The organism is Archangium sp., from assembly GCF_057119385.1.
Genome location: NZ_DBNGVP010000125.1, coordinates 1 through 17,862, shown reverse-complemented (window position 1 = coordinate 17,862; position 17,862 = coordinate 1). Strand labels below are relative to the sequence as shown.

Genomic DNA, 17,862 nt, shown 5'->3' with positions numbered 1-17,862 from the left:
CATGACGACCACTTCTCGTCGCACCCTGCTCAAGTGGGCCCTCGGGGCGGGACAGTTCGCGCTCCTGGAGCGCGCGGGGCTGCTCGGCTCGAGTGCCGCGCACGCCGCGGACACCGACGTCCCCTCCCGGCTCGTGGTTCTCTACATCCCGGGCGGCTACCGGCCGGCGTACTACTTCACCCCGATGGACGACGCGGACATTCCGCTCTCCGTCCCCACGCCCTCCACCTACAGCGGCGAGCCCGTCTTCTTCGACGCCAGCAAGGTGGTGAACCTCGCGCCCGCCAACGGTCCCTACAAGCCGCTGCGCACCTGGCAGTCGTGGAACCCCGCCAACCCCGGCGCGCGCGGCGGCTACAGCCCGCTCATGTATGGCTTCCAGCACTACGCGCTGCACGAGCAGGTGAGCGTGCTGCACGGCATCGACCAGGGCAGCAACGACCACTCGAGTGCCTTCATCGCCTCGATGAGCGGTGTCGCCGGGGCGGACTACCGGGCGCCCGCCGTTCATTCCGTCATCGCCAACCACCTGTACGAGAGGTACCGCGAGAGCCGGCCCCTGCCCTTCGTGGTCGTCTCGGGTGAGCGCGGCACGCCCATTGGAATGGGACTGCCCTCGCACGCCTCACCCGTGCGCGTTCCGTCCATCCAGGCGCTCAAGCCGCAGCTCTCCTCGAAGCCCACGGACAACCCCTGGTGGACGGGGCTCGATGCGCGCACCGCGACGGCCGAGGTGGACGCGCGCGGCCAGCCCACCGGCGCCACCCTGAAGACGAACATCATCGAGCGCTTCTCGCTCTCGCGCACCCCGGGGATGATGGGCCGCTCGACGGCGAAGGTGGACAACTACCTCGAGGGCCTGCATGGCTCGCTGGCGTCCGTCTCGCGCGTGCTCGCGACGGACGTGGTGTCCGTGTTGGAGAACACCAAGGGCATCGACACGCTGACGGCCAACCGTCCCGCGTACATGTCGAGCTACCTCTCCAACCAGTCCTTCACGTACTCGTTCGGCCTGGCGAACTTCCACCTCACCGGGCTGGACCCGCGCATGGACCTGGCGTTGCGCCTGCTCAAGTCGGACCTCTGCACCTCGGTGCACGTCTCGCTGCAGCTCGACTTCGACACGCACAACGGCTTCGGCCACGGCTACAGCTGCGCGCACGGCCGCGGGCTCATGGACTGCGTCGCGCGCTTCCTCGGCGAGCTCAAGGCCGCGCCCGCTCCCGGCAAGCCGGGCAAGACGCTGCTCGATGACACGCTCGTGCTGGTGATGAGCGAGTTCGGCCGCAGCTGGGCCTCGCGCTCGAGCGACGGCAGCTACTCGCTGCCGGATGACCACCACCCGTACACCTCGGTCATGTTCGCGGGTGGAAACGTGGCGGCCAACCGGCAGGTGGGCTCGTACACCCCGCGCGGGCTCGGCGTGCCGGTGGACATCATCGAGGAGAACGGCCAGGCCTCGAAGCGCGTGCCCAGGGCCGCGGACGCCGTCACCACCGCGCTGCGCATCATGGGCATGAACACCCACGAGTTCTTCATCCCCGGCGGCTACGGGGAGGTCGTGGGCCTCCGCAAGGCGTAGGCGGCGGGCCCTCAGTCCGCCGCGGCCCAGCTCCTGAGGCGGGAGGACAGCTCCTCCTCGCCCAGGGCGCGCAGGTTCATGGCCATCTCCTGCTTCTCCAGGGACAGCGTGCCCAGCAGGAGCGAGGCCCCGGCGGCGGCCGTGCGCAGGGCCTGGGCGAGCGTGAAGACGGTCTCCGCCCAGGCCTCGGCGGCCTCCCCCGGGAGCTGTTGATGCCCGGCGTTCTGGAAGTCCTCGGGCCGGGGCTCCTGCGCCTGCGTCGCGCCCCAGCGGGCCAGCTCCAGCGTCTCCTGCATGCGGAGCACCCGCTGCTGGAGCTCGAGCTGGCTCTCCTTGCGGCGCGTGCGCACCTGCCACCGCTCCAGGAAGGGCCCGCCCTCGGAGGGGTACTCCCGCCAGACGTCGAAGCCGGCGAACTCCACGAACCGCCGCACCGCCTCCATCACCTGCCGCTGCACGGCGGGCTCCCCGTCGCGCAGGGAGACCTCCACCGGGAGATGCTGGTGGAGGGGCAGCTGCGCGATCCGCAACCCGCACCCGAGCGCCAGCCAGAAGCCATCCATCTCGTTGCGCAGGGACTGGTGCTGCGCGCGAAGCTCCTCCAGCTCTCCGCGGAGCTGCTGCAGCGGGTCCTGGGGAGGAGGCCGGGTGGAACGCCCGAGCATCTTCCGGGGACGCGCGGTGGCCCCGCCCGCCGGCAGCGTCACGGACAGCACGCCCTCCTTGAAGGAGGCCTCGATGCGCTCGCCGTCCATCCCCTCGGGCAGCAGGATGGAGCGGGAGAAAGCGCCCGCGCGCCGCCCGGACTGGAGGTAGCGCCGGAGCAGCGTCTCCACCTCCCGCCGCCCGCGCAGGCTCAGCGTCCGCCCCTCGAAGCGCATGTCGATCGCCGCCTGGGGAACGCCCGGCAGGTCCGCCAGCAGCATCAACCCGCTCCCGGTATCCAGCACGTCGATGGGCGGCCACTGTCCCGGCTCCGGCAGGGACTCCGTGTCCATCCCCTCCGGGCGCCCTCGCTTCGGGAAGCGGATGGTGAGGACTCCGTCGCGGTAGCCCGCATCGGGCTCCTCCGCGAGCTCCCGGGGAAGGAGCAGCTCCCGCTTGAAGGGGCCGAACTGGCGCTCCGCCACCAGCAGCCGTCCCTCCACCGCGGGGGGATTGCGGACCCCCTCGAGCACGAGATGCGTGCCGGCGAAGGTCAGCTCGATGTCCCGCTGATTCAGGCCTGGCAGTTCCACCTCGAACAGGAGCTGCTCGGGCGTCTCGGACACATCCGTGGCGGGCGACCAGCGGCCCTGGCGCCATTCCAACTCGTGGACCTCCGCTCCCGTACGCCATGAGCTGAGATCGATGCTCTCCGGCATGGAAATCCCCTCCTGCCCCCCGTCTTACCCCAATGCTACGCGGCGGTCGCTGGCGCGGGCTCCTGGGTCACCACCACCTGCTGCTTCCCGGCCGCGGCCCTGCGCCGCATGTCCTCGGTGGTCTCGCCCGTGCCATCCGGCCGCCAGCCCGGCGGCGCGAAGAAGTAGCCGAACACCTCGCGCGCGCTCCGTGCACTCCACAGGTCCTTCAGGAACGGACCGAACTGATGCAGGGCGATCTTGAACGGGTTGTACGTGTGCAGCGGATGCACCAGCCCGTACCGGCACGGCAGGTCCTCGCGCTCGGGGGTATAGGTGCCGAACAGCCGGTCGAAGAGGAGGAGCACGCCGCCGTAGTTGGCATCCAGGTACTCGAGGTTCGCCGCGTGGTGGACGCGGTGCGCCGACGGCGTGTTGAGGATGCCCTCGAGCGGGCCCAGCTTGGGGAACCAGTCCGCGTGGATCCAGAACTGGTAGGACAGGTTCAGGCTGTACGCGGTGAGGATGGACTCGGGCGAGAAGCCGAGCAGCGCCAGCGGCGCGAAGATGGCGTAGGCGCCGGTGATCTTGCTCGTCCAGCCGAGCCGGGCCACCGTGGTGAGGTTGAGCTCGTTGGGCGTGTGGTGCACCGCGTGCGAGAGCCAGAACCAGCGCGTGCGGTGCCCCAGCCGGTGGTACCAGTAGTAGAGGAACTCCACGCCGAAGAACAGGATGACCCACGAGCCCACGCCCAGGCTCGTGGCATCGAAGAGCCGGTGCTTCTGGAGCCAGTACGCCCCCGGCAGCGCGAGCGCCACGGGAACGAACAGGTTGACGGAGCGGATCAACGCCACCGCGATGGAGGCCAGGCCCGAGCGCCAGTCGTACGAGCGCTTGAAGACGAACTTCAGCATCAGCGCTTCCAGGAGGGCCGCGGACAGCGAGAGGAGACCGATATACCGGGACGCCGCGTGGAGCTCACCCATGCCGGGCAGCCCTAACACCGCCCACGGATGAACAGCAAGCGACGGGTCCGCACCAGTTGCCGGACTCCACGTGAAGCGGTCCGGGTATCATCCCTGTCTCATGAGCCGAGAAGTGCTGTGCGTGGATGATGACGAGGTCGCCCGCTACCTCCTCGAGCGGGCGCTCGAGCTCGCGGGGTTCTCCGTCACCACCGCGGGAGGGGCACACGAGGGGCTGGCCCTGCTGAAGCAGCGCCGGTTCCAGCTGGTCATCAGCGACTACAACATGCCGGACGGGACGGGGACGTGGATGCTGAAGCAGGCCACTGCCGCCGGGTTGCTGCGAGACACGGAGGTCCTGATCTTCACGGGCAGTCCGGACGTGAAGGACGCCGCGGACCTGAAGATCATCGCCAAGGAGCGGGGCACGGACCACATCGTGGCCCAGGTGCTGAAGCTGCTGGGACCCGAGCCCGGACAACCCCCGCACCGGGTCTCCCCACCTTCCGCTCCGCAGGAGAGAGCCACGGCACGCATCGAGCTGGTGCTCTACACCGCGGGTCCCTCCCCCGCGTCGCTGCGCGCGCTCCGGCAGATGAAGGGCCTGCTCGCCCGATACGACTCCACCCAGGTGGACTTCCAGGTCGTCGATCTGGCCCAGGGCAGGCCCGCATCGGCCGAGGAGGACCACATCCTGCTCACGCCGACCCTGGTCCAGCACCGCCCCCTGCCGCGAACCTGGGTGGTGGGCGACCTGGAAGACACCTCACTCATCGAGGACTTGCTGGAGCATTCCGGGGTAGAGCGGAGGGAATGAGCACCATCCAGAAGCTGCCCTCGGGAGTCCCGGGGCTCGACGTCATCACGTATGGCGGTATCCCCAAGGGGCGGGCGACGCTCATCACCGGCAGGAGCGGCGCGGGCAAGAGCATCCTGTCCCTGCAGATCGCCTGCAACCTGGCCCGCTCGGGCATCAAGACGATCATCGTCACCATCGAGGAGACGGGCGAGGATCTCCTCTCCACCGCCGACACCCTCGGCTTCGGACTGGCCGACCTGGTGAAGGACGGGAAGGTGCTCATCACCGACCTCACGCGGCCCATGGAGGGGCCCACGCACGTCAGCGGGAACTTCGACGTGGAGGGGCTCGTCCACCTCGTCGGCGAGTTGGTGAAGAAGAGCGGGGCCACCGGGGTGGTGCTGGACTCGGTGACGGCCCTCTTCAGCCCCAAGCCCACCGAGGCCAACCTGCGCAGCCAGTTCTTCCGGCTCGTCTCGGCCTTCCGGCAGCTGGGGCTCACCTCCCTCCTGACGGCGGAGTCTCCTTCGGACTACGGGCAGCTCACCACGCTGGGCGTGGAGGACTTCGTCTGTGACACGGTCCTCATGCTGCGCAACCTCGTGGATGGGGAGCGCCGCCGCCGCTCCATCGAGGTGCACAAGTACCGGCGCAGTCCGCACTACAAGGGCGAGTACCCCTGCACCATGACGATGCAGGGGCTCACCGTCTTCCCGCTGGATGCGCGGCAGAGCGAGGAGCTGAACGAGGACGAGCGCTTGCCCAGCGGCGTGAAGGGGCTGGACGAGATGACGCAGGGCGGGTGGCTGCGCGACTCCATCGTGCTGGTGCGCGGGCCCTCGGGCAGCGGCAAGACGACGCTCTGCGGCATGTACGCCCGGGCCGGTGCGCTGCGCGGCGAGCGCGTCATCTACTACGGCTTCGAGGAGACCAGGCCCATCCTGATGCGCAACTTCGCCAAGGTGGGCCTGCCCCTGAAGGAGCTCGAGGCCTCGGGCAACCTCAAGGTGGAGTGCCGCTACCCGGAAGCGACCAGCCCGGAGGATCTGCTGGTGGAGCTGCGCGCGGGGCTGGCGAACTTCAAACCCTCGCTCATCGTCGTGGACAGCATCTCCTCCATCGAGCACTCCACCTCGGAGCGGGGCTTCCGGCAGTTCATGATCGGCCTGTCCTCGCTCATCCGCGAGCACAGCCGCAGCGCCCTGCTCACCCAGACCATCGGCACCTTCGTGCGGGACGACGCCGCGGCGCCCTACCTGTCCACGATTCCCGATGCGATCCTGGTGATGGATTACGCGCGCAAGCCGGAGGGCCTGGAGCGGACCATGTCGGTGCTCAAGATGCGGGGCTCCCAGCACTCCTCCGCCGAGCACCGGATGGCCATCGTGCCCGGGGGGCTCAAGGTCGAGCTCGTCGGAAAGGGCACCCCGGAATAGAAAAGGGGACACCGTCCGGAAGTCTCCGGAGAGGTGTCCCCCTGGCGGGCGAGCGAGGGCTCACATGTCCAGCGGCGGCTGGGGGCCCGGGATGATGTGCGCGATGTCCGGATCCGCTCCGCCCACCACGCGGTCGGGGCGATCGGCCTTCTCGCGCTTGCGCTCCTCGCGCTTGACCTGCTTGTCCTGATTGCGCTGCTGACGCGCGCGCTCTTTTTGACGCTTGATGAATGTGACCGTCATGGGTCTCCCAGGTGAGAGCCAGGCCCGTCCCCTTGCCGGGAGCGGGCCCATGCCTACAGGGTGTTGAAATGCCTTGAAGCGCCCCACCGGACACAGAAGGTGCCGCCAGCGGGAGCATTCAAGTTAAGCACCAGGGATGGGAGATGCCACTCCTCGTGCTCGCAATGAAAAGGGCCCGGCCTCGCGAAGGAGACCAGGCCCGGTGCCGGTCCTGACGGCGCGTCTTAGTTGGGGCGGACGTTCTGCGCCTGCAGGCCCTTGGGGCCGCGGGCGACGTCGAACTGGACCTTCTGCCCTTCCTGCAGGGAGCGGAAGCCATCGGACTGGATCGCGCTGTGGTGGCAGAAGAGGTCCTCGCCCCCGCCGTCCTGCGTGATGAATCCGAAGCCCTTCGCGTCGTTGAACCACTTCACGGTACCAGTTGCCATTACTCGTCTTCTTTCTTGTCCGGCCTCAATGAGTTGAGCCGGAGGCCGCACCCCAGTGAGGGGCAGCCATTGCCGTGTGTCACGTTTTCAGGCGCGTGCCTAGGGCCCCCCCTCCGAATGTCTCCGAAAAGTGGCGCCCGTGACTGGCGGCTGGGGAGGGAACCCGGGAGGCGGGACATCCATTCCCGGGCTCCAACCCCTCGGAATCAGGCACCGCCGCTGGTGGCGTAGTGGAGCACCAGCAGCGCCGCCAGCACGTACACCACCGGGTGCGCCTCGCGCGGGCGCCCCGACAGCAGCTTGAGCGCCGCGTACGACACGATGCCCGCGCTGATGCCGTTGGCGATGGAGTACGTGAAGGGCATCAGCGCGATGGTGAGGAACGCCGGCAGCGCGTCATCCATCCGGTTCCACTCCAGCTCGCGCGCCCCGCTCATCATCAGCGCGCCCACCACCACCAGCACCGGCGCCGTGGCCACCGGGGGAATGGCCGCCAGCGTGGGCACGAAGAAGAGCGACAGCAGGAAGAGCCCCGACACCACCACCGCCGTCAGCCCCGTGCGCCCGCCCTCCTCCACGCCCGCCGCCGACTCGATGTAGCACGTCACCGTGCTCGTCCCGAACACCGCGCCCGCCACCGTGCCCACCGCGTCCGCCATGAAGCCCCGGCCCGCGCCCGGCAGCTCTCCGTCGGGCTTCAGGAAGCCGCCGATGCGCCCCACGCCCAGCAGCGTGCCCGCCGTGTCGAACACGTCCACGAACAGGAACGCCAGCATCACCGTGAGGAACTTCCCCGTCAGCACCTGCGAGAAGTCGAACGCCCAGAACGTCTCGCGGGGCAGCGAGGGCACGCTCACCCACGTGGCCGGCGCCTTCGCCAGTCCCAGCCCCCACGCCGCCGCCGCCACCCCGGCGATTCCCATCAACAGCGCGCCCCGCACCTTGCGCGAGGACAGCACGCCGATGATGACCAGGCCCGCCAGCGCCAGCAGCGGCCCCGGCGCGCGCAGCACGCCCAGCTGCACCAGCGTGGCCGGGCTGTCCACCACCAGCCCCGCGTTGCGCAAGCCGATGAGCGCCAGGAACAGCCCGATGCCCGTGGTGGTGGCCAGCTTGATGGGCGGCGGAATGGCCCGGAGGATGAGCGTGCGGATGCCGCCGTAGGACAGCACGATGAAGAGCAGGCCCTCGACGAACACCGCCGTCAGCGCGAAGCGCCAGTCCACGCCCAGGCCCTTCACCACGCCGTAGGTGAAGTAGGCGTTGAGCCCCATGCCCGGCGCCAGCGCGAAGGGGAAGTTGGCGTACAGCCCCATCAGCAGCGTGCCGAACGCCGCGCCCAGCGCCGTGGCCACCGTCACGTCCGCCGCCGGCATCCCCGCTTCCGACAGAATCTGCGGGTTGACCAGCAGGATGTACGCCATGGTCAGGAACGTCACCAGGCCCGCGCGCAGCTCCGTCCCCACGGACGAGCCCCGCTCACGAATGTGGAACAGACGCTCGAGTGCTTCCATGGGGCCGGTATAGACGCCCCACCCCGCGCCGGACATGAAAAAGGCGCGGGGAGCCTTCCTCCCCGCGCCCGTGCTTCACCCCTGGAGGGCGAGGCGATGGCTACTCGGCGATCTCACGCACGCTCAGCCACTTGAAGTCCACGTCCGAGGCGCTGTCCCAGCGGAACGTGGCCAGCGGGCCGCCCCAGGTGATGGGCATGGCGTCCACGGCGCCGCCGCAGTGGGTGGCGTCTCCGCCAATCTGGCCGGAGTCCGTGATGTCGTAGACCTGCTTCCACGTCACCTTGTCCGCGTTCTCGTTGAGCCACAGCTCCAGCTTCACCGCGGGCTTCCCGTTGGAGGTGACGTTCTTCATGATGGACTTGAAGCCCACCCAGCGGCCCTTGAGCGAGCTGGTGCCCGGCTTGTAGGCCGTCTGGTCGTAGCTCACGTGCCAGGACTCCTTCTGCCAGCGCACGCGGCCGTCGTAGTGCAGGCTGCCCTTGTACGAGGAGCCCTCGCAGGCCAGCGAGTCGGTGTGGCGGCCACCGCGCGCGTACCAGGCGAAGTTGTCGCTCATGTCGCTGGCGGCGTTCACCTTGATGAAGCCCGTCATCTCCACGTTCTTCCAGTCGTTGGCGGCCTGCATGTAGCCCCGGCCCGCCAGCACGTCCCGGTCATACGTGGGGATCTTCTTCGAGTCGTAGCCCGTGGAGGTGAGCGCGTGCATGCGCACCTGGGTGCTCTTCATCTTCCAGGAGCCATCCGCGTTGCGGGTGATGGGGTCCTGCGGATCGAAGCGCGTGTCCTTCAGCGCGTCGTCCTTGAGGAACCACGTCTCGCCGCCCGCCTTCGTCGGGTAGATCATCTTCACGCCGAAGACGTCCGTGCCTGGCGTGGGCGTGGGCGTGGGCGTGGTGGTGCCGGTGATGGCGGCCACCTCCGAGATGCTCGCCCAGGTGTTCAACGTGTTGCCATTCACCGTCACGCGCACATAGCGGGCATTGCGGGCCGCGAAGGTGTAGCGCTCGAGGGCGGCCGTCTTCCCGGAGGAGGTGCCCGAGAAGGCCGTCGAGTAGGTGGTGCCATCGGTGGACGTCGAGATGACGAAGTTGCTGGCGCGCTCATTGCCGCGGTACCAGGCGATGTCGAGCGCGGTGAGGGACAGCACGGAGCCCATGTCCGCCGTGAGGAACTGGCCACGGCCATCCGCGGACCAGCGGGTAGACAGGTTCCCGTCGATGGCATTGCCAGGCAAGTTGCCATCATTCGCACTCGCGGAGGCGGAGACGAAGCCGCCGGCCGCCAGCGCCGGAGTGGCGGAGAGGGCGAGGACGGAGACGAGTCCGAAGGCGGACAGCCGCATGCCGCGGGTAGAGGATCGATTCACTGTGTCGCTTCCTTCGTGGTGAGGGGATTGGGCGCGGCCGGGGGAATTTCCCGTGCACCCCATCCCGTGTGTTGGGCTCCAAACACTCGATCCCAGAATCAATTCCCTCAGATTTCTGAGGATTTTCAAGGAGTTACGAGCGCAACCCTCCCCATGAGGTCACATCGGGCGGATGGACCTCCAAACCGGGCGGCTGCTTGCCTGACGACCTGACAGGTCGGCGGGGACAGACGGGTATAGCAAGTCACCTTCCGCGTGCCCACCCCCAGCCGGGCCCGGGAGCGCCGCGCTGGCCGCCTGGAGGGGAGGTGTGGCGGGGACGCATGCGGAGGGTGCGCTTCCAGTCCTCGGGGCTCACGCCCAGTTTTCGACAGACCCCCCCGGCATGCGTGGGGGGTGAACAGGGAGGCAACACCATGAGCTTCAAGACGAAATGGGGGCTCGGCGCGTTCGCCGCGTCCGTGCTGCTGGCCGTGCCCGCGTTCGCCCAGGACGACTACATCCCGGACGACGACACCAGCCGGGGCGAGCGCATCTACGACTCGGGCCGCGGCGGGAGCGGAGGCGTCCTCAATGACTTCAACGTCTCCGTGACGGGCGGCTTGAACACGTACACCGGTGACATCGGTGACGACACGGGCCCGGGCGGATTCCTCGGCTTGCAGGCCAACTCGCGGCCGCTGCCGTTGGTGGGCCTGGAGCTCGGCTACGAGGGCTCGCGCAACCCGTTCGAGGACATCAACGGCGGCCTGTGGCGGCACAACGTGGGCGCGCTGGCCAAGGTGGGCCCGGAGCTGGGCGCCAATGGCAACCTGCGGCCCTTCGTCGGCGCGGGCTTCGGCGTGAGCTTGCTCAACCCGAGCGAGGACGCGGAGGTCCTCTTCGACAACGACGTCGTCACCGAGGTGCCGTTGGCCGCGGGCGTGGACTACAAGTTCGGCGGCGTCACCGCCGGCGCGCGCGCCACCTACCGGCTGGTGGGCGGCGAGGACCTGGGACTGGCGCAGGACGGCAACATCGTCAACTTCGGTCTCCAGCTGGGCGGCGCGTTCTGATGCACACCGCCCCGGCTTCCGGGGGACTCAGTCCGTGAGCCGCACCACCACGGCCGAGGGTCCCTCGAGCCGCACTCCCCCGCTTCGCAGCGGCGCCTCGTGTGTGGTGCCGCCGAAGCGGGGTGCTTCGGTCCAGAGCACGAGCTGGACGTGCTCGGGAGCGCGCTCGGGCAGCCGGTGCTCCAACGTCCCCCGCACATTGAGGAGGACCTGGAGCGCGCCCTTCGGGCCGCGGCGCTCGAGCACCAGGCCGTGCTCACCCAGGGGCCGCGCGTCGAAGCGGTCCCGGCGGTTGTGCTTCAGACACGGGTCCGTGGCGCGCAGGCGCAGCAGCTCGCGGTAGAGGGCGAGCACCCCGGCGTGCTCCGGCTTCCGCGCCTCGCTCCAGTCGAGCCTCGAGCGCGTGAAGGTCTCCACGGCCTGCGGATCCGGCACCGTGTCGCCCGAGAAGCGGGTGAAGCCGGCGAACTCCTTGCGCCGCCCCTCCGTCACCAGCCTGCCCAGCTCGGCGTGGTGGTCCGTGAAGTAGAGGAAGGGCGTGCTCGCGTTCCACTCCTGCCCCATGAAGAGCAGCGGCGTGTAGGGCGACAACAGCAGCAGCGCGCTCATGGCGCGGAAGGCGGCCGGGGAGACATCCGCGCCCAGCCGCTCGCCATGCGCCCGGTTGCCCACCTGGTCATGGTTCTGGATGCAGTGCACGAGCTGCCAGGGCTGCGCCTCCCGCGCGGGCGTGCCCCGCACGCGGCCGTGCACCTGGGACACCTGCCCCTCGTAGAACCAGCCCTGGCGCAGCGTGCGGGCCAGGTCCTCCATGCCGCCGGTGTAGTCGGCGTAGTACCCCTCGTGGTCCCCCGCGAAGGCGCGGCGCATCTGGTGGTGGAAGTCATCCGCCCAGACGCCGTCCAGCCCGTAGCCCCCCTTGTCCTTGGAGCGCACCAGGCGCGTGTCGTTGCGATCGTCCTCGGCGATGACGACCACCCGGCGGCCGGGAGCCGAGGCCCGGGCGCGCTCGGAGATCTCCGTGAGCAGGTGCGGCGAGCCGTCGTCGAGGATGGCGTGGGCCGCGTCCAGGCGCAGCCCGTCCGCGTGGTAGTCGCGGATCCACATCTCCACGTTGGAGAGCACCAGCTGGCGCACCACCGCGGCGCCCTCGCCGTCGTAGTTGACGGCATCACCCCAGGGCGTGTGGTGGCGGCCGGTGAAGTAGTGCGGCGAGTAGCAGCGCAGGTAGTTCCCGTCCGGCCCGAAGTGGTTGTAGACGGCGTCGATGAGCACCGCGAGCCCCTCGGCGTGCGCGGCGTCCACGAGGCGCCGCAGGCCCTGGGGACCGCCATACGCGGCGAGCGGGGCGAACAGGTCCACCCCGTCGTAGCCCCAGTTGCGCACGCCCGGGAAGCTGGCCAGCGGCATCAGCTCCAGCGTGGTGACGCCCAGCTCCTTGAGGGAGCGCAACCGGGGGATGAGGGCCTCGAAGGTGCCCTCGGGCGTGGCGGTGCCCACGTGCACCTCGTAGAGGACCTGGGCCTCGGGGTCCGGCCCCTTCCACGCGGCGTCCGTCCAGGCGAAGTCCGGCACCACCACCTCGGAGGGGCCGTGCACACCGTCCGGTTGTGAACGGCTCCAGGGGTCCGGGAAGGGCCCCTCTCCGTCCACCTTCAGCTTGTAGCGCACGCCCGGGCCCTCGCCGGCGAGGGTCGCGGAGAAGAAGCCTCCTCCCTCGTCCACCATGGGCAGAGGGGTGCCCGGCTGCTGGCCGTCCCGTCCGTACAGCACCACCTGTACCTCGCGGTGTCCCGGTGCCCAGACGCGCCACCGCACTCCCGCCCCCGGCTCCACCCAGGCACCCAGGCGAGGAGCCTGCCCTCGCGTACTCTCCGCTCGTTCCATGGCCTTCTACTTATCCACCCTCACGCCAGGGGAACGTGTTTCGTGGGCCAATAGGGCGGGGAGATGTTCACTGGTGGCCCGGCTCGGACGGTGGATGCCCCCTCCGAGAGCGGGCGGGCACTGGCATGGAGAGCAGGCAACGCTTGTCCAGGGCTGTCCCGAACCGGAAAGATGCCACCCACTTCATGAGCCCACGTCCCGACCACCTGCAGGCCCTCCACTTCGAGCGCGACGCGTCCGTCCGCGAGCGCGTCGCCGCGTTGGAGGTGCTGTCACCCCGTGAGATCGACCAACGCCTCTCCGAGCTGGGCTACAGGGGCCAGCAGGAGGCCCGGCGCGCGGCGTCGGTGCTCGCCTACCGTCACCTGCAGCGGCTGCGGCGCATCCACCTGGAGGGGTTGGACCCCGAGCCGGGAACGCGGGAGAACTGTCTGTTCCTGGGCCCCACCGGCAGCGGGAAGACGTTCCTGGTGGAGCTGCTCTTCAAGGAGATTCTCGGGGTGCCCACGGTCATCGTGGACGCCACGCAGTTCTCCGAGACGGGCTACGTGGGCGACGACGTGACGACGATGCTCTCGCGCCTGTACGAGGCGGCGGGCGGGGACGCGGCGTGGGCGGCCTGCGGGGCCATCTGCATGGACGAGTTCGACAAGCTCGCCACCAGCCGCTCCGATGCCCGCTTCGCCGGACAGCAGACCACCAAGGACGTGAGTGGCTTCGGTGTGCAGCGCAGTCTGTTGAACCTGCTGAGCGCGCCGAGGGCGGACTTCCCGCCGGACTTCGGCTTCACCAGCCGCACGCCGCCCATGCCGATGGAGCTGTCGGCGCTGACGTTCATCGCCTGCGGGGCCTTCAGCGGCCTGAAGCACACGGCGGAGGAGCTGGGCGGCCACAAGGAGCGGATGGGCTTCGGGCGCGAGACGGGCAAGCGCGAGACGGCCATCGCGGAGAAGGTGACGGATGATCAGCTCGAGCAGACGACGGCCTTCGCGCGCTACGGCTTCATCCCGGAGCTGATTGGACGGTTCAGCCGCATCGTGTCGTTCTCGCCACTGGACGCGAAGACGCTGGGCAACATCCTCGAGGACAACGTGCTGCGCGCGTATGAGCGCGAGTTCGCCCACGAGCGGCTGACGCTGGTGGTGGAGCCGGCGGTGCGCGAGTGGGTGGTGGCGCGGGCGCTCAAGCGCGAGACGGGAGCCCGCGGCCTGCGCGCCGCCCTGGTGCCGCAGTTGGAGCGCGCCGCATACGACCACTTCGGCGAGCCGCAGGTGACCACCGTGCGCCTGGTGCTCGACGGCGAACAGGTGCGCACCCTCGCGGAGTGAAGCGCTCCATCTCGCCTATGCTGTCCGCCGATTGCGTGTCGTAAGCCGTTCACGGGGGGCCTGCCCACCGGACCCACCCGCGTGGAGGGGTCCACGGAGCGGGGATCGGAGGATGACATGTGGCGGGTTCTCGGGTGGTCGTTGTTGGTGGCCGTGTGTTGTGCGGCAGCGGTGGCGCACGCGGAGGCCCCACCGGACGCGCGCCTGCGGGAGGCACGGACGGCGCTCGACGAGGCGGCCACGCTCTGGGACGCGGGCAGGTACGATGACGCCATCGCCCGGGGCGAGCACGCGCTGGCACTGCGGGAGGCCGTGCTCGGAGACACCCATCCGGACGTCGCCGGGTGCCTGGTCCAGCTCGGCGCGCATCACCTGCTTCGGGGAAACCCCGCCCGGGCCGAGCCGCTCCTCACGCGCGCGCTGACCCTCCAGGAAGCGGCCCTCGGCCAGAACCACCCCGAGGTCGCGCGAACCCTCACCCACCTCGCCCAGCTCTACCAGGCCCAGGGCTCATTCGAGCGGGCCGAACCGCTCCATGCGCGTGCGCTGGCCATTCGGGAAGCGGCCCTCGGCCAGAACCCTCTCCTCGTCGCCGAGTCGCTCAACCACCTCGCCCAGCTCTACCAGGCGCTGGGGTCATTCGAGCGGTCCAAGCCGCTCCTTCAGCGCGCGTTGGCCATCCGGGAAGCGGCCCTCGGCCAGAACCACCCGGAGCTCGCGCGAACACTCAACGACCTCGCCAGCGTCTACTCGGACCGGACCGAGTACGCTCGTGCCGAGCCGCTCTTCCTGCGCGCGGTGGCCATCTGGGAAGCGGCCCTCGGCCAGAACCCCCCGGAGCTCGCGATCCCGCTCTCGAAACTCATCGAGCTCTACGAGGCCCAGGGACTGGTCGCTCGTGCCGATCCGCTCTATCCGCGGCTGCAGTCCCTCCTGGAAGCGGCCGTCGACAAGAACCCGCCCAACGTCGCGGTCACGCTCCGGCAACTCGCCCTCCACTCCATGCGCCAGGGAATGTTCGCTCGTGCCGAGCCGCTCTTCGCCCACGCGCTCGCCCTTCAGGAAGCGGCTGTCGGCAAGAGCCATCCCGTCCTCGTCGATACGCTTCACGCGTTCGCTGTGTCCTACACGCTCCAGGGACTGCACGGCCGGGCCGAACCGCTCTACGAACGCATGCTGGCCATCAGCGAAGCCACCTTCGGAAAGAGCCATCCCCGGGTCGCCCTCGCGGTCGTCAGCCTCGGCAACCTGTATCTGGCCCAGGGATTGTACGCGCGTGCCGAGCCGTTCCTCGAGCGAGCGCTGGCCATCCGGCAAGGGGCCCATGGAGAGAAGAGCCACTCCGTCGCCCGCGCGCTCTGCAGCCTCGGCAGCCTCCATCTGGCCCAGGGGTCGTACGCCCGCGCCGAGCCGTACCTCCAGCGCGCGGTGGCCATCGGGGAAGCGGTCTGGGGCAAGAAGGACCCCAACCTCGCCCTTCCGCTCAGCAAGCTCGGCAACCTCTACCTGGCCCAGGGGCTGTACGCCCGCGCCGAGCCGCTCCTCCGGCGCGCGCTGGCCATCGCGGAAGCGGCCTGGGGCAGGAATGCTCCCGGCACCGCCGACTCGCTGCAGGAGCTCGCCGACCTCTACTCGGCCCAGGGGTCGTACCGCCGGGCCAGGCCGCTCTACGAGCGCGCGCTCGCCATCCGGGACGCGACGTTCGGCAGGAACCATCCGCGCAACGCCGAAGCGCTCAACCATCTGGCCGCGGGCCATCTGGCCCAGCATCGCCTCACCGAGGCCCTGCCGCTGTTCACGCGCGCCTTCGCCACGTCCGAGCAGCGCCTGCGCCAGGAGATGCTCGGCTTGTCCGAGGTGCACCTGGCCCAGGTGCTCCAGTTGCTGCGCTCCGACGAGGAGCGGCTCTATGCGCTGCTGCGGTCCCATCCCGAGGACGCTCGCGTCCAACGCATGGCGCTCGGCGCCGCGCTCCTGCTCAAGGGCCGCTCCGTCGAGGAGAGCGCCGACATCTCCCGCACCATCTACCGCGGCCTGGGCCCTCGGGATCGCGCCACCTTCGAGCAGCTCCGGGCGCTGCGCGGCCAGCTGGCCCAGCTCTCCCTCGAGGGCCGCGGCTCGCTTTCCCTGGAAGCCCACCAACGGCGTCTCGACGAGCTCTTCGCGCAAGGCACGGCCCTCGAGGTGGACCTGGCCCGGCGCTCCGCCCCCCTGCGCGCGCTGATCTCCCGGCCCCCTCCCACGGAGATGGTCGACCGTGTCGCCGCGTCACTGCCCCAGGACGGAGCCCTCATCGAGCTCATCTCCTACGTGGACCGTCCGCTGGTGCCCCCACCCGGCGCCCCCGAGGCCCGTCGCGCCGGCCAGCCGCGCTACCTGGCGCTGGTGCTCTTCCCGGACGCCACCGTGCGCGTCCAGGACCTGGGCCCCGCCGGGCCCATCGACGCCGCCGCCGCGCGCCTGCGTCACGCGCTGGCCAACCGCGACGCGGCCTTCCAGGCTCCCGCCCAGGCGCTCCACCACCTCGTCTTCCAACCGCTGCGGCCACTGCTGGGGGAGACGCGCCGGCTCTTCCTGTCGCCGGATGGCCAGATGGCCCTGGTGCCCTTCGCCGCCCTGCACGACGGCCACCAGTTCCTCGTGGACGCGTTCGACTTCATCTACCTGCCCTCCGGGAGGAACCTGCTGCCCCACCCCCAGGAGAGCGCGCCCCCCAGCTCCGTCGTCGTCCTGGCCGACCCGGACTTCAGCGCCCACCTTCCCGCGCTCCCGGCCTCGTCCCCTTCCACCCAGGAAGGCACTCCGGGCTGGGCCAGCCGCCCTCCCTCCGTCGAGCGCTCCGTCTCCACGCTGCGCGAGCACCTGGCCCAGCGGGGCTGGGCCCCCGTTCCCCTGCCTGGGACGCGGCAGGAGGCCGAGTCCATCCAGCGCCTGATGCCGCAGGCCCGGCTCTTCCTGGGCCCCGAGGCCACCAAGGCGCGGCTGCTGAGTCTGCCGGCTCCCGGCATCCTCCACCTGGCCACCCATGGCTTCTTCCTGGGGGACGCGTCCGAGTCCGAGGACTCGCGTGCCGTCGGCCACTTCGGAGCGCTGGGCGAGGATCCACTCGCGAAGCCTCCCGCCGACCCCATGCTGCGCTCCGGCCTCGTCCTGGCTGGAGCGCCCACCCCGGCGGCCTCCGGCTCCAGTCCCGCGCCGCCCTCGCCCGACAGCGGACTGGTGACGGCGCTGGAGCTGGCGGGCCTCGACTTGTGGGGCACGAAGCTGGTCGTCCTGTCCGCGTGCGACACGGGGCGAGGCGACGTCAAACCCGGCCAGGGCGTGTACGGACTGCACCGGGCCTTCCTGGTGGCGGGAGCGGAGACGGTGGTGATGAGCCTGTGGAAGGTGAACGACGAGACGACGCGCGCGCTGATGGAGCTCTACTACTCCCACCTGTTGGCGGGGCAGGGCCGCGCCACGGCGCTGCGCGAGGCGATGCGCACGCTCCGGAGCACCCAGCCCCATCCCCACGACTGGGCGCCCTTCATCACCCTGGGCCGGGACACGCCCCTGCACCTGCTCGTCCCCAGCGCTCCGCTCGGCCCTTTCCAAGCGCGAGGGAGTCGCGTGCATACCCAACCCCTGAGGTCCGGGTCCGCCCACTCTTCTCTCTGGTAGCGTCTGCGGCTTCCGGAGGGATGCATGCTCGACGAAGGCGGTCAGTCGTGGGGGGCGGTGCCTGAGCTCACTCCTGGCACGGAGGTGGCGGGCTTCACCATCGAAGGAACGATCGCCTCCGGCAGCTTCGGCACCGTGTACCGCGCGAGGCGGAGCGGAAAGCCCTACGCCGTCAAGCTGGTGGCCCTCCACCCTCGAGGTGACCGGGAAGCCGCCGCGCTGCGCCTGGTGCGGCACCCCAACGTGGTGACCT

The 17,862-nt window shown here is 70.0% G+C and carries 13 protein-coding genes and 1 pseudogene; 7 read left to right on the top strand and 7 right to left on the bottom strand.

Features of this window, described 5'->3' with window-relative positions; translation table 11 throughout:
* The first annotated feature begins 1 nt into the window (after position 1).
* Positions 2-1,582, top strand: a complete 1,581-nt coding sequence (locus AC16DP_RS30455; protein ID WP_329731398.1) for a DUF1501 domain-containing protein — start codon at positions 2-4, stop codon at positions 1,580-1,582.
* Between the two features lie 11 nt (positions 1,583-1,593).
* Here AC16DP_RS30455 and AC16DP_RS30450 read toward each other — a convergent pair whose 3' ends face one another.
* Both AC16DP_RS30450 and AC16DP_RS30445 read right to left on the bottom strand, forming a co-directional pair.
* Positions 1,594-2,946, bottom strand: a complete 1,353-nt coding sequence (locus tag AC16DP_RS30450) for an Hsp20/alpha crystallin family protein (RefSeq protein WP_329731397.1) — start codon at positions 2,944-2,946, stop codon at positions 1,594-1,596.
* Between the two features lie 35 nt (positions 2,947-2,981).
* Positions 2,982-3,911, bottom strand: a complete 930-nt coding sequence (locus AC16DP_RS30445) for a sterol desaturase family protein (RefSeq protein WP_329731396.1) — start codon at positions 3,909-3,911, stop codon at positions 2,982-2,984.
* A gap of 100 nt (positions 3,912-4,011) precedes the next feature.
* On the opposite strand from AC16DP_RS30445, the gene AC16DP_RS30440 reads away from it, so the two are divergent.
* Together AC16DP_RS30440 and kaiC are read left to right on the top strand one after the other, a co-directional pair.
* Positions 4,012-4,707, top strand: coding sequence for a response regulator (locus AC16DP_RS30440; protein ID WP_329731395.1), 696 nt, complete (start codon positions 4,012-4,014; stop codon positions 4,705-4,707).
* Positions 4,704-6,125 carry a circadian clock protein KaiC gene (kaiC, locus tag AC16DP_RS30435; protein WP_329731394.1) on the top strand — a complete coding sequence of 474 codons (1,422 nt, stop codon included), beginning with the start codon at positions 4,704-4,706 and terminating at the stop codon, positions 6,123-6,125. The genes AC16DP_RS30440 and kaiC overlap by 4 nt, the downstream gene beginning before the upstream one ends.
* A 60-nt stretch (positions 6,126-6,185) precedes the next feature.
* Here the strand turns inward: kaiC and AC16DP_RS30430 are convergent, their stop codons facing one another.
* The 4 genes from AC16DP_RS30430 to AC16DP_RS30415 all read right to left on the bottom strand — a co-directional run bounded on the left by AC16DP_RS30430 (position 6,186) and on the right by AC16DP_RS30415 (position 9,679).
* A complete protein-coding gene (locus AC16DP_RS30430; protein WP_329731393.1) occupies positions 6,186-6,368 on the bottom strand; it encodes a hypothetical protein in 183 nt (60 codons plus the stop codon).
* A 224-nt stretch (positions 6,369-6,592) separates the two neighbouring features.
* A complete protein-coding gene (locus AC16DP_RS30425; RefSeq protein ID WP_329731392.1) occupies positions 6,593-6,796 on the bottom strand; it encodes a cold-shock protein in 204 nt (67 codons plus the stop codon).
* A 206-nt stretch (positions 6,797-7,002) separates the two neighbouring features.
* Entirely contained in the window at positions 7,003-8,310 is a 1,308-nt protein-coding gene (locus AC16DP_RS30420; protein WP_329731391.1) for an NCS2 family permease, read from the bottom strand.
* A 100-nt stretch (positions 8,311-8,410) separates the two neighbouring features.
* Positions 8,411-9,679 (bottom strand): discoidin domain-containing protein, encoded by a 1,269-nt coding sequence (locus tag AC16DP_RS30415; protein ID WP_329731390.1) that lies wholly within the window; start codon positions 9,677-9,679, stop codon positions 8,411-8,413.
* Between the two features lie 416 nt (positions 9,680-10,095).
* Between AC16DP_RS30415 and AC16DP_RS30410 the strand changes: the two genes are divergently transcribed.
* Entirely contained in the window at positions 10,096-10,734 is a 639-nt protein-coding gene (locus AC16DP_RS30410) for a hypothetical protein (RefSeq protein ID WP_329731389.1), read from the top strand.
* Positions 10,735-10,761: 27 nt separating this feature from the next.
* On the opposite strand, the gene treZ is transcribed toward AC16DP_RS30410, so the two are convergent.
* On the bottom strand, positions 10,762-12,621 hold the full coding sequence (gene treZ, locus AC16DP_RS30405) for a malto-oligosyltrehalose trehalohydrolase (RefSeq protein ID WP_329731388.1): 1,860 nt from the start codon (positions 12,619-12,621) through the stop codon (positions 10,762-10,764).
* 185 nt (positions 12,622-12,806) lie between these two features.
* Here treZ and AC16DP_RS30400 point away from each other — a divergent pair, with 185 nt between their 5' ends.
* The 3 genes and pseudogenes from AC16DP_RS30400 to AC16DP_RS30390 form a co-directional block, all read left to right on the top strand.
* The gene (locus tag AC16DP_RS30400; protein ID WP_329731387.1) at positions 12,807-13,949 is read left to right on the top strand and encodes an AAA family ATPase; all 1,143 of its coding nucleotides are present in this window, start codon (positions 12,807-12,809) and stop codon (positions 13,947-13,949) included.
* Positions 13,950-14,066: 117 nt separating this feature from the next.
* Positions 14,067-17,609 carry a tetratricopeptide repeat protein gene (locus AC16DP_RS30395; protein ID WP_329731386.1) on the top strand — a complete coding sequence of 1,181 codons (3,543 nt, stop codon included), beginning with the start codon at positions 14,067-14,069 and terminating at the stop codon, positions 17,607-17,609.
* 24 nt (positions 17,610-17,633) lie between these two features.
* Positions 17,634-17,862, top strand: a pseudogene (locus AC16DP_RS30390) (hypothetical protein); the annotation flags it as partial.

What these genes read in the sequence shown, in the direction of transcription:
- AC16DP_RS30455 (WP_329731398.1), top strand. Translation starts at nt 2, where the DNA reads ATGACGACCACTTCTCGTCGCACCCTGCTCAAGTGGGCCCTCGGGGCG.
- AC16DP_RS30450 (WP_329731397.1), bottom strand. Translation starts at nt 2,946, where the DNA reads ATGCCGGAGAGCATCGATCTCAGCTCATGGCGTACGGGAGCGGAGGTC.
- AC16DP_RS30445 (WP_329731396.1), bottom strand. Translation starts at nt 3,911, where the DNA reads ATGGGTGAGCTCCACGCGGCGTCCCGGTATATCGGTCTCCTCTCGCTG.
- AC16DP_RS30440 (WP_329731395.1), top strand. Translation starts at nt 4,012, where the DNA reads ATGAGCCGAGAAGTGCTGTGCGTGGATGATGACGAGGTCGCCCGCTAC.
- kaiC (WP_329731394.1), top strand. Translation starts at nt 4,704, where the DNA reads ATGAGCACCATCCAGAAGCTGCCCTCGGGAGTCCCGGGGCTCGACGTC.
- AC16DP_RS30430 (WP_329731393.1), bottom strand. Translation starts at nt 6,368, where the DNA reads ATGACGGTCACATTCATCAAGCGTCAAAAAGAGCGCGCGCGTCAGCAG.
- AC16DP_RS30425 (WP_329731392.1), bottom strand. Translation starts at nt 6,796, where the DNA reads ATGGCAACTGGTACCGTGAAGTGGTTCAACGACGCGAAGGGCTTCGGA.
- AC16DP_RS30420 (WP_329731391.1), bottom strand. Translation starts at nt 8,310, where the DNA reads ATGGAAGCACTCGAGCGTCTGTTCCACATTCGTGAGCGGGGCTCGTCC.
- AC16DP_RS30410 (WP_329731389.1), top strand. Translation starts at nt 10,096, where the DNA reads ATGAGCTTCAAGACGAAATGGGGGCTCGGCGCGTTCGCCGCGTCCGTG.
- treZ (WP_329731388.1), bottom strand. Translation starts at nt 12,621, where the DNA reads ATGGAACGAGCGGAGAGTACGCGAGGGCAGGCTCCTCGCCTGGGTGCC.
- AC16DP_RS30400 (WP_329731387.1), top strand. Translation starts at nt 12,807, where the DNA reads ATGAGCCCACGTCCCGACCACCTGCAGGCCCTCCACTTCGAGCGCGAC.
- AC16DP_RS30395 (WP_329731386.1), top strand. Translation starts at nt 14,067, where the DNA reads ATGTGGCGGGTTCTCGGGTGGTCGTTGTTGGTGGCCGTGTGTTGTGCG.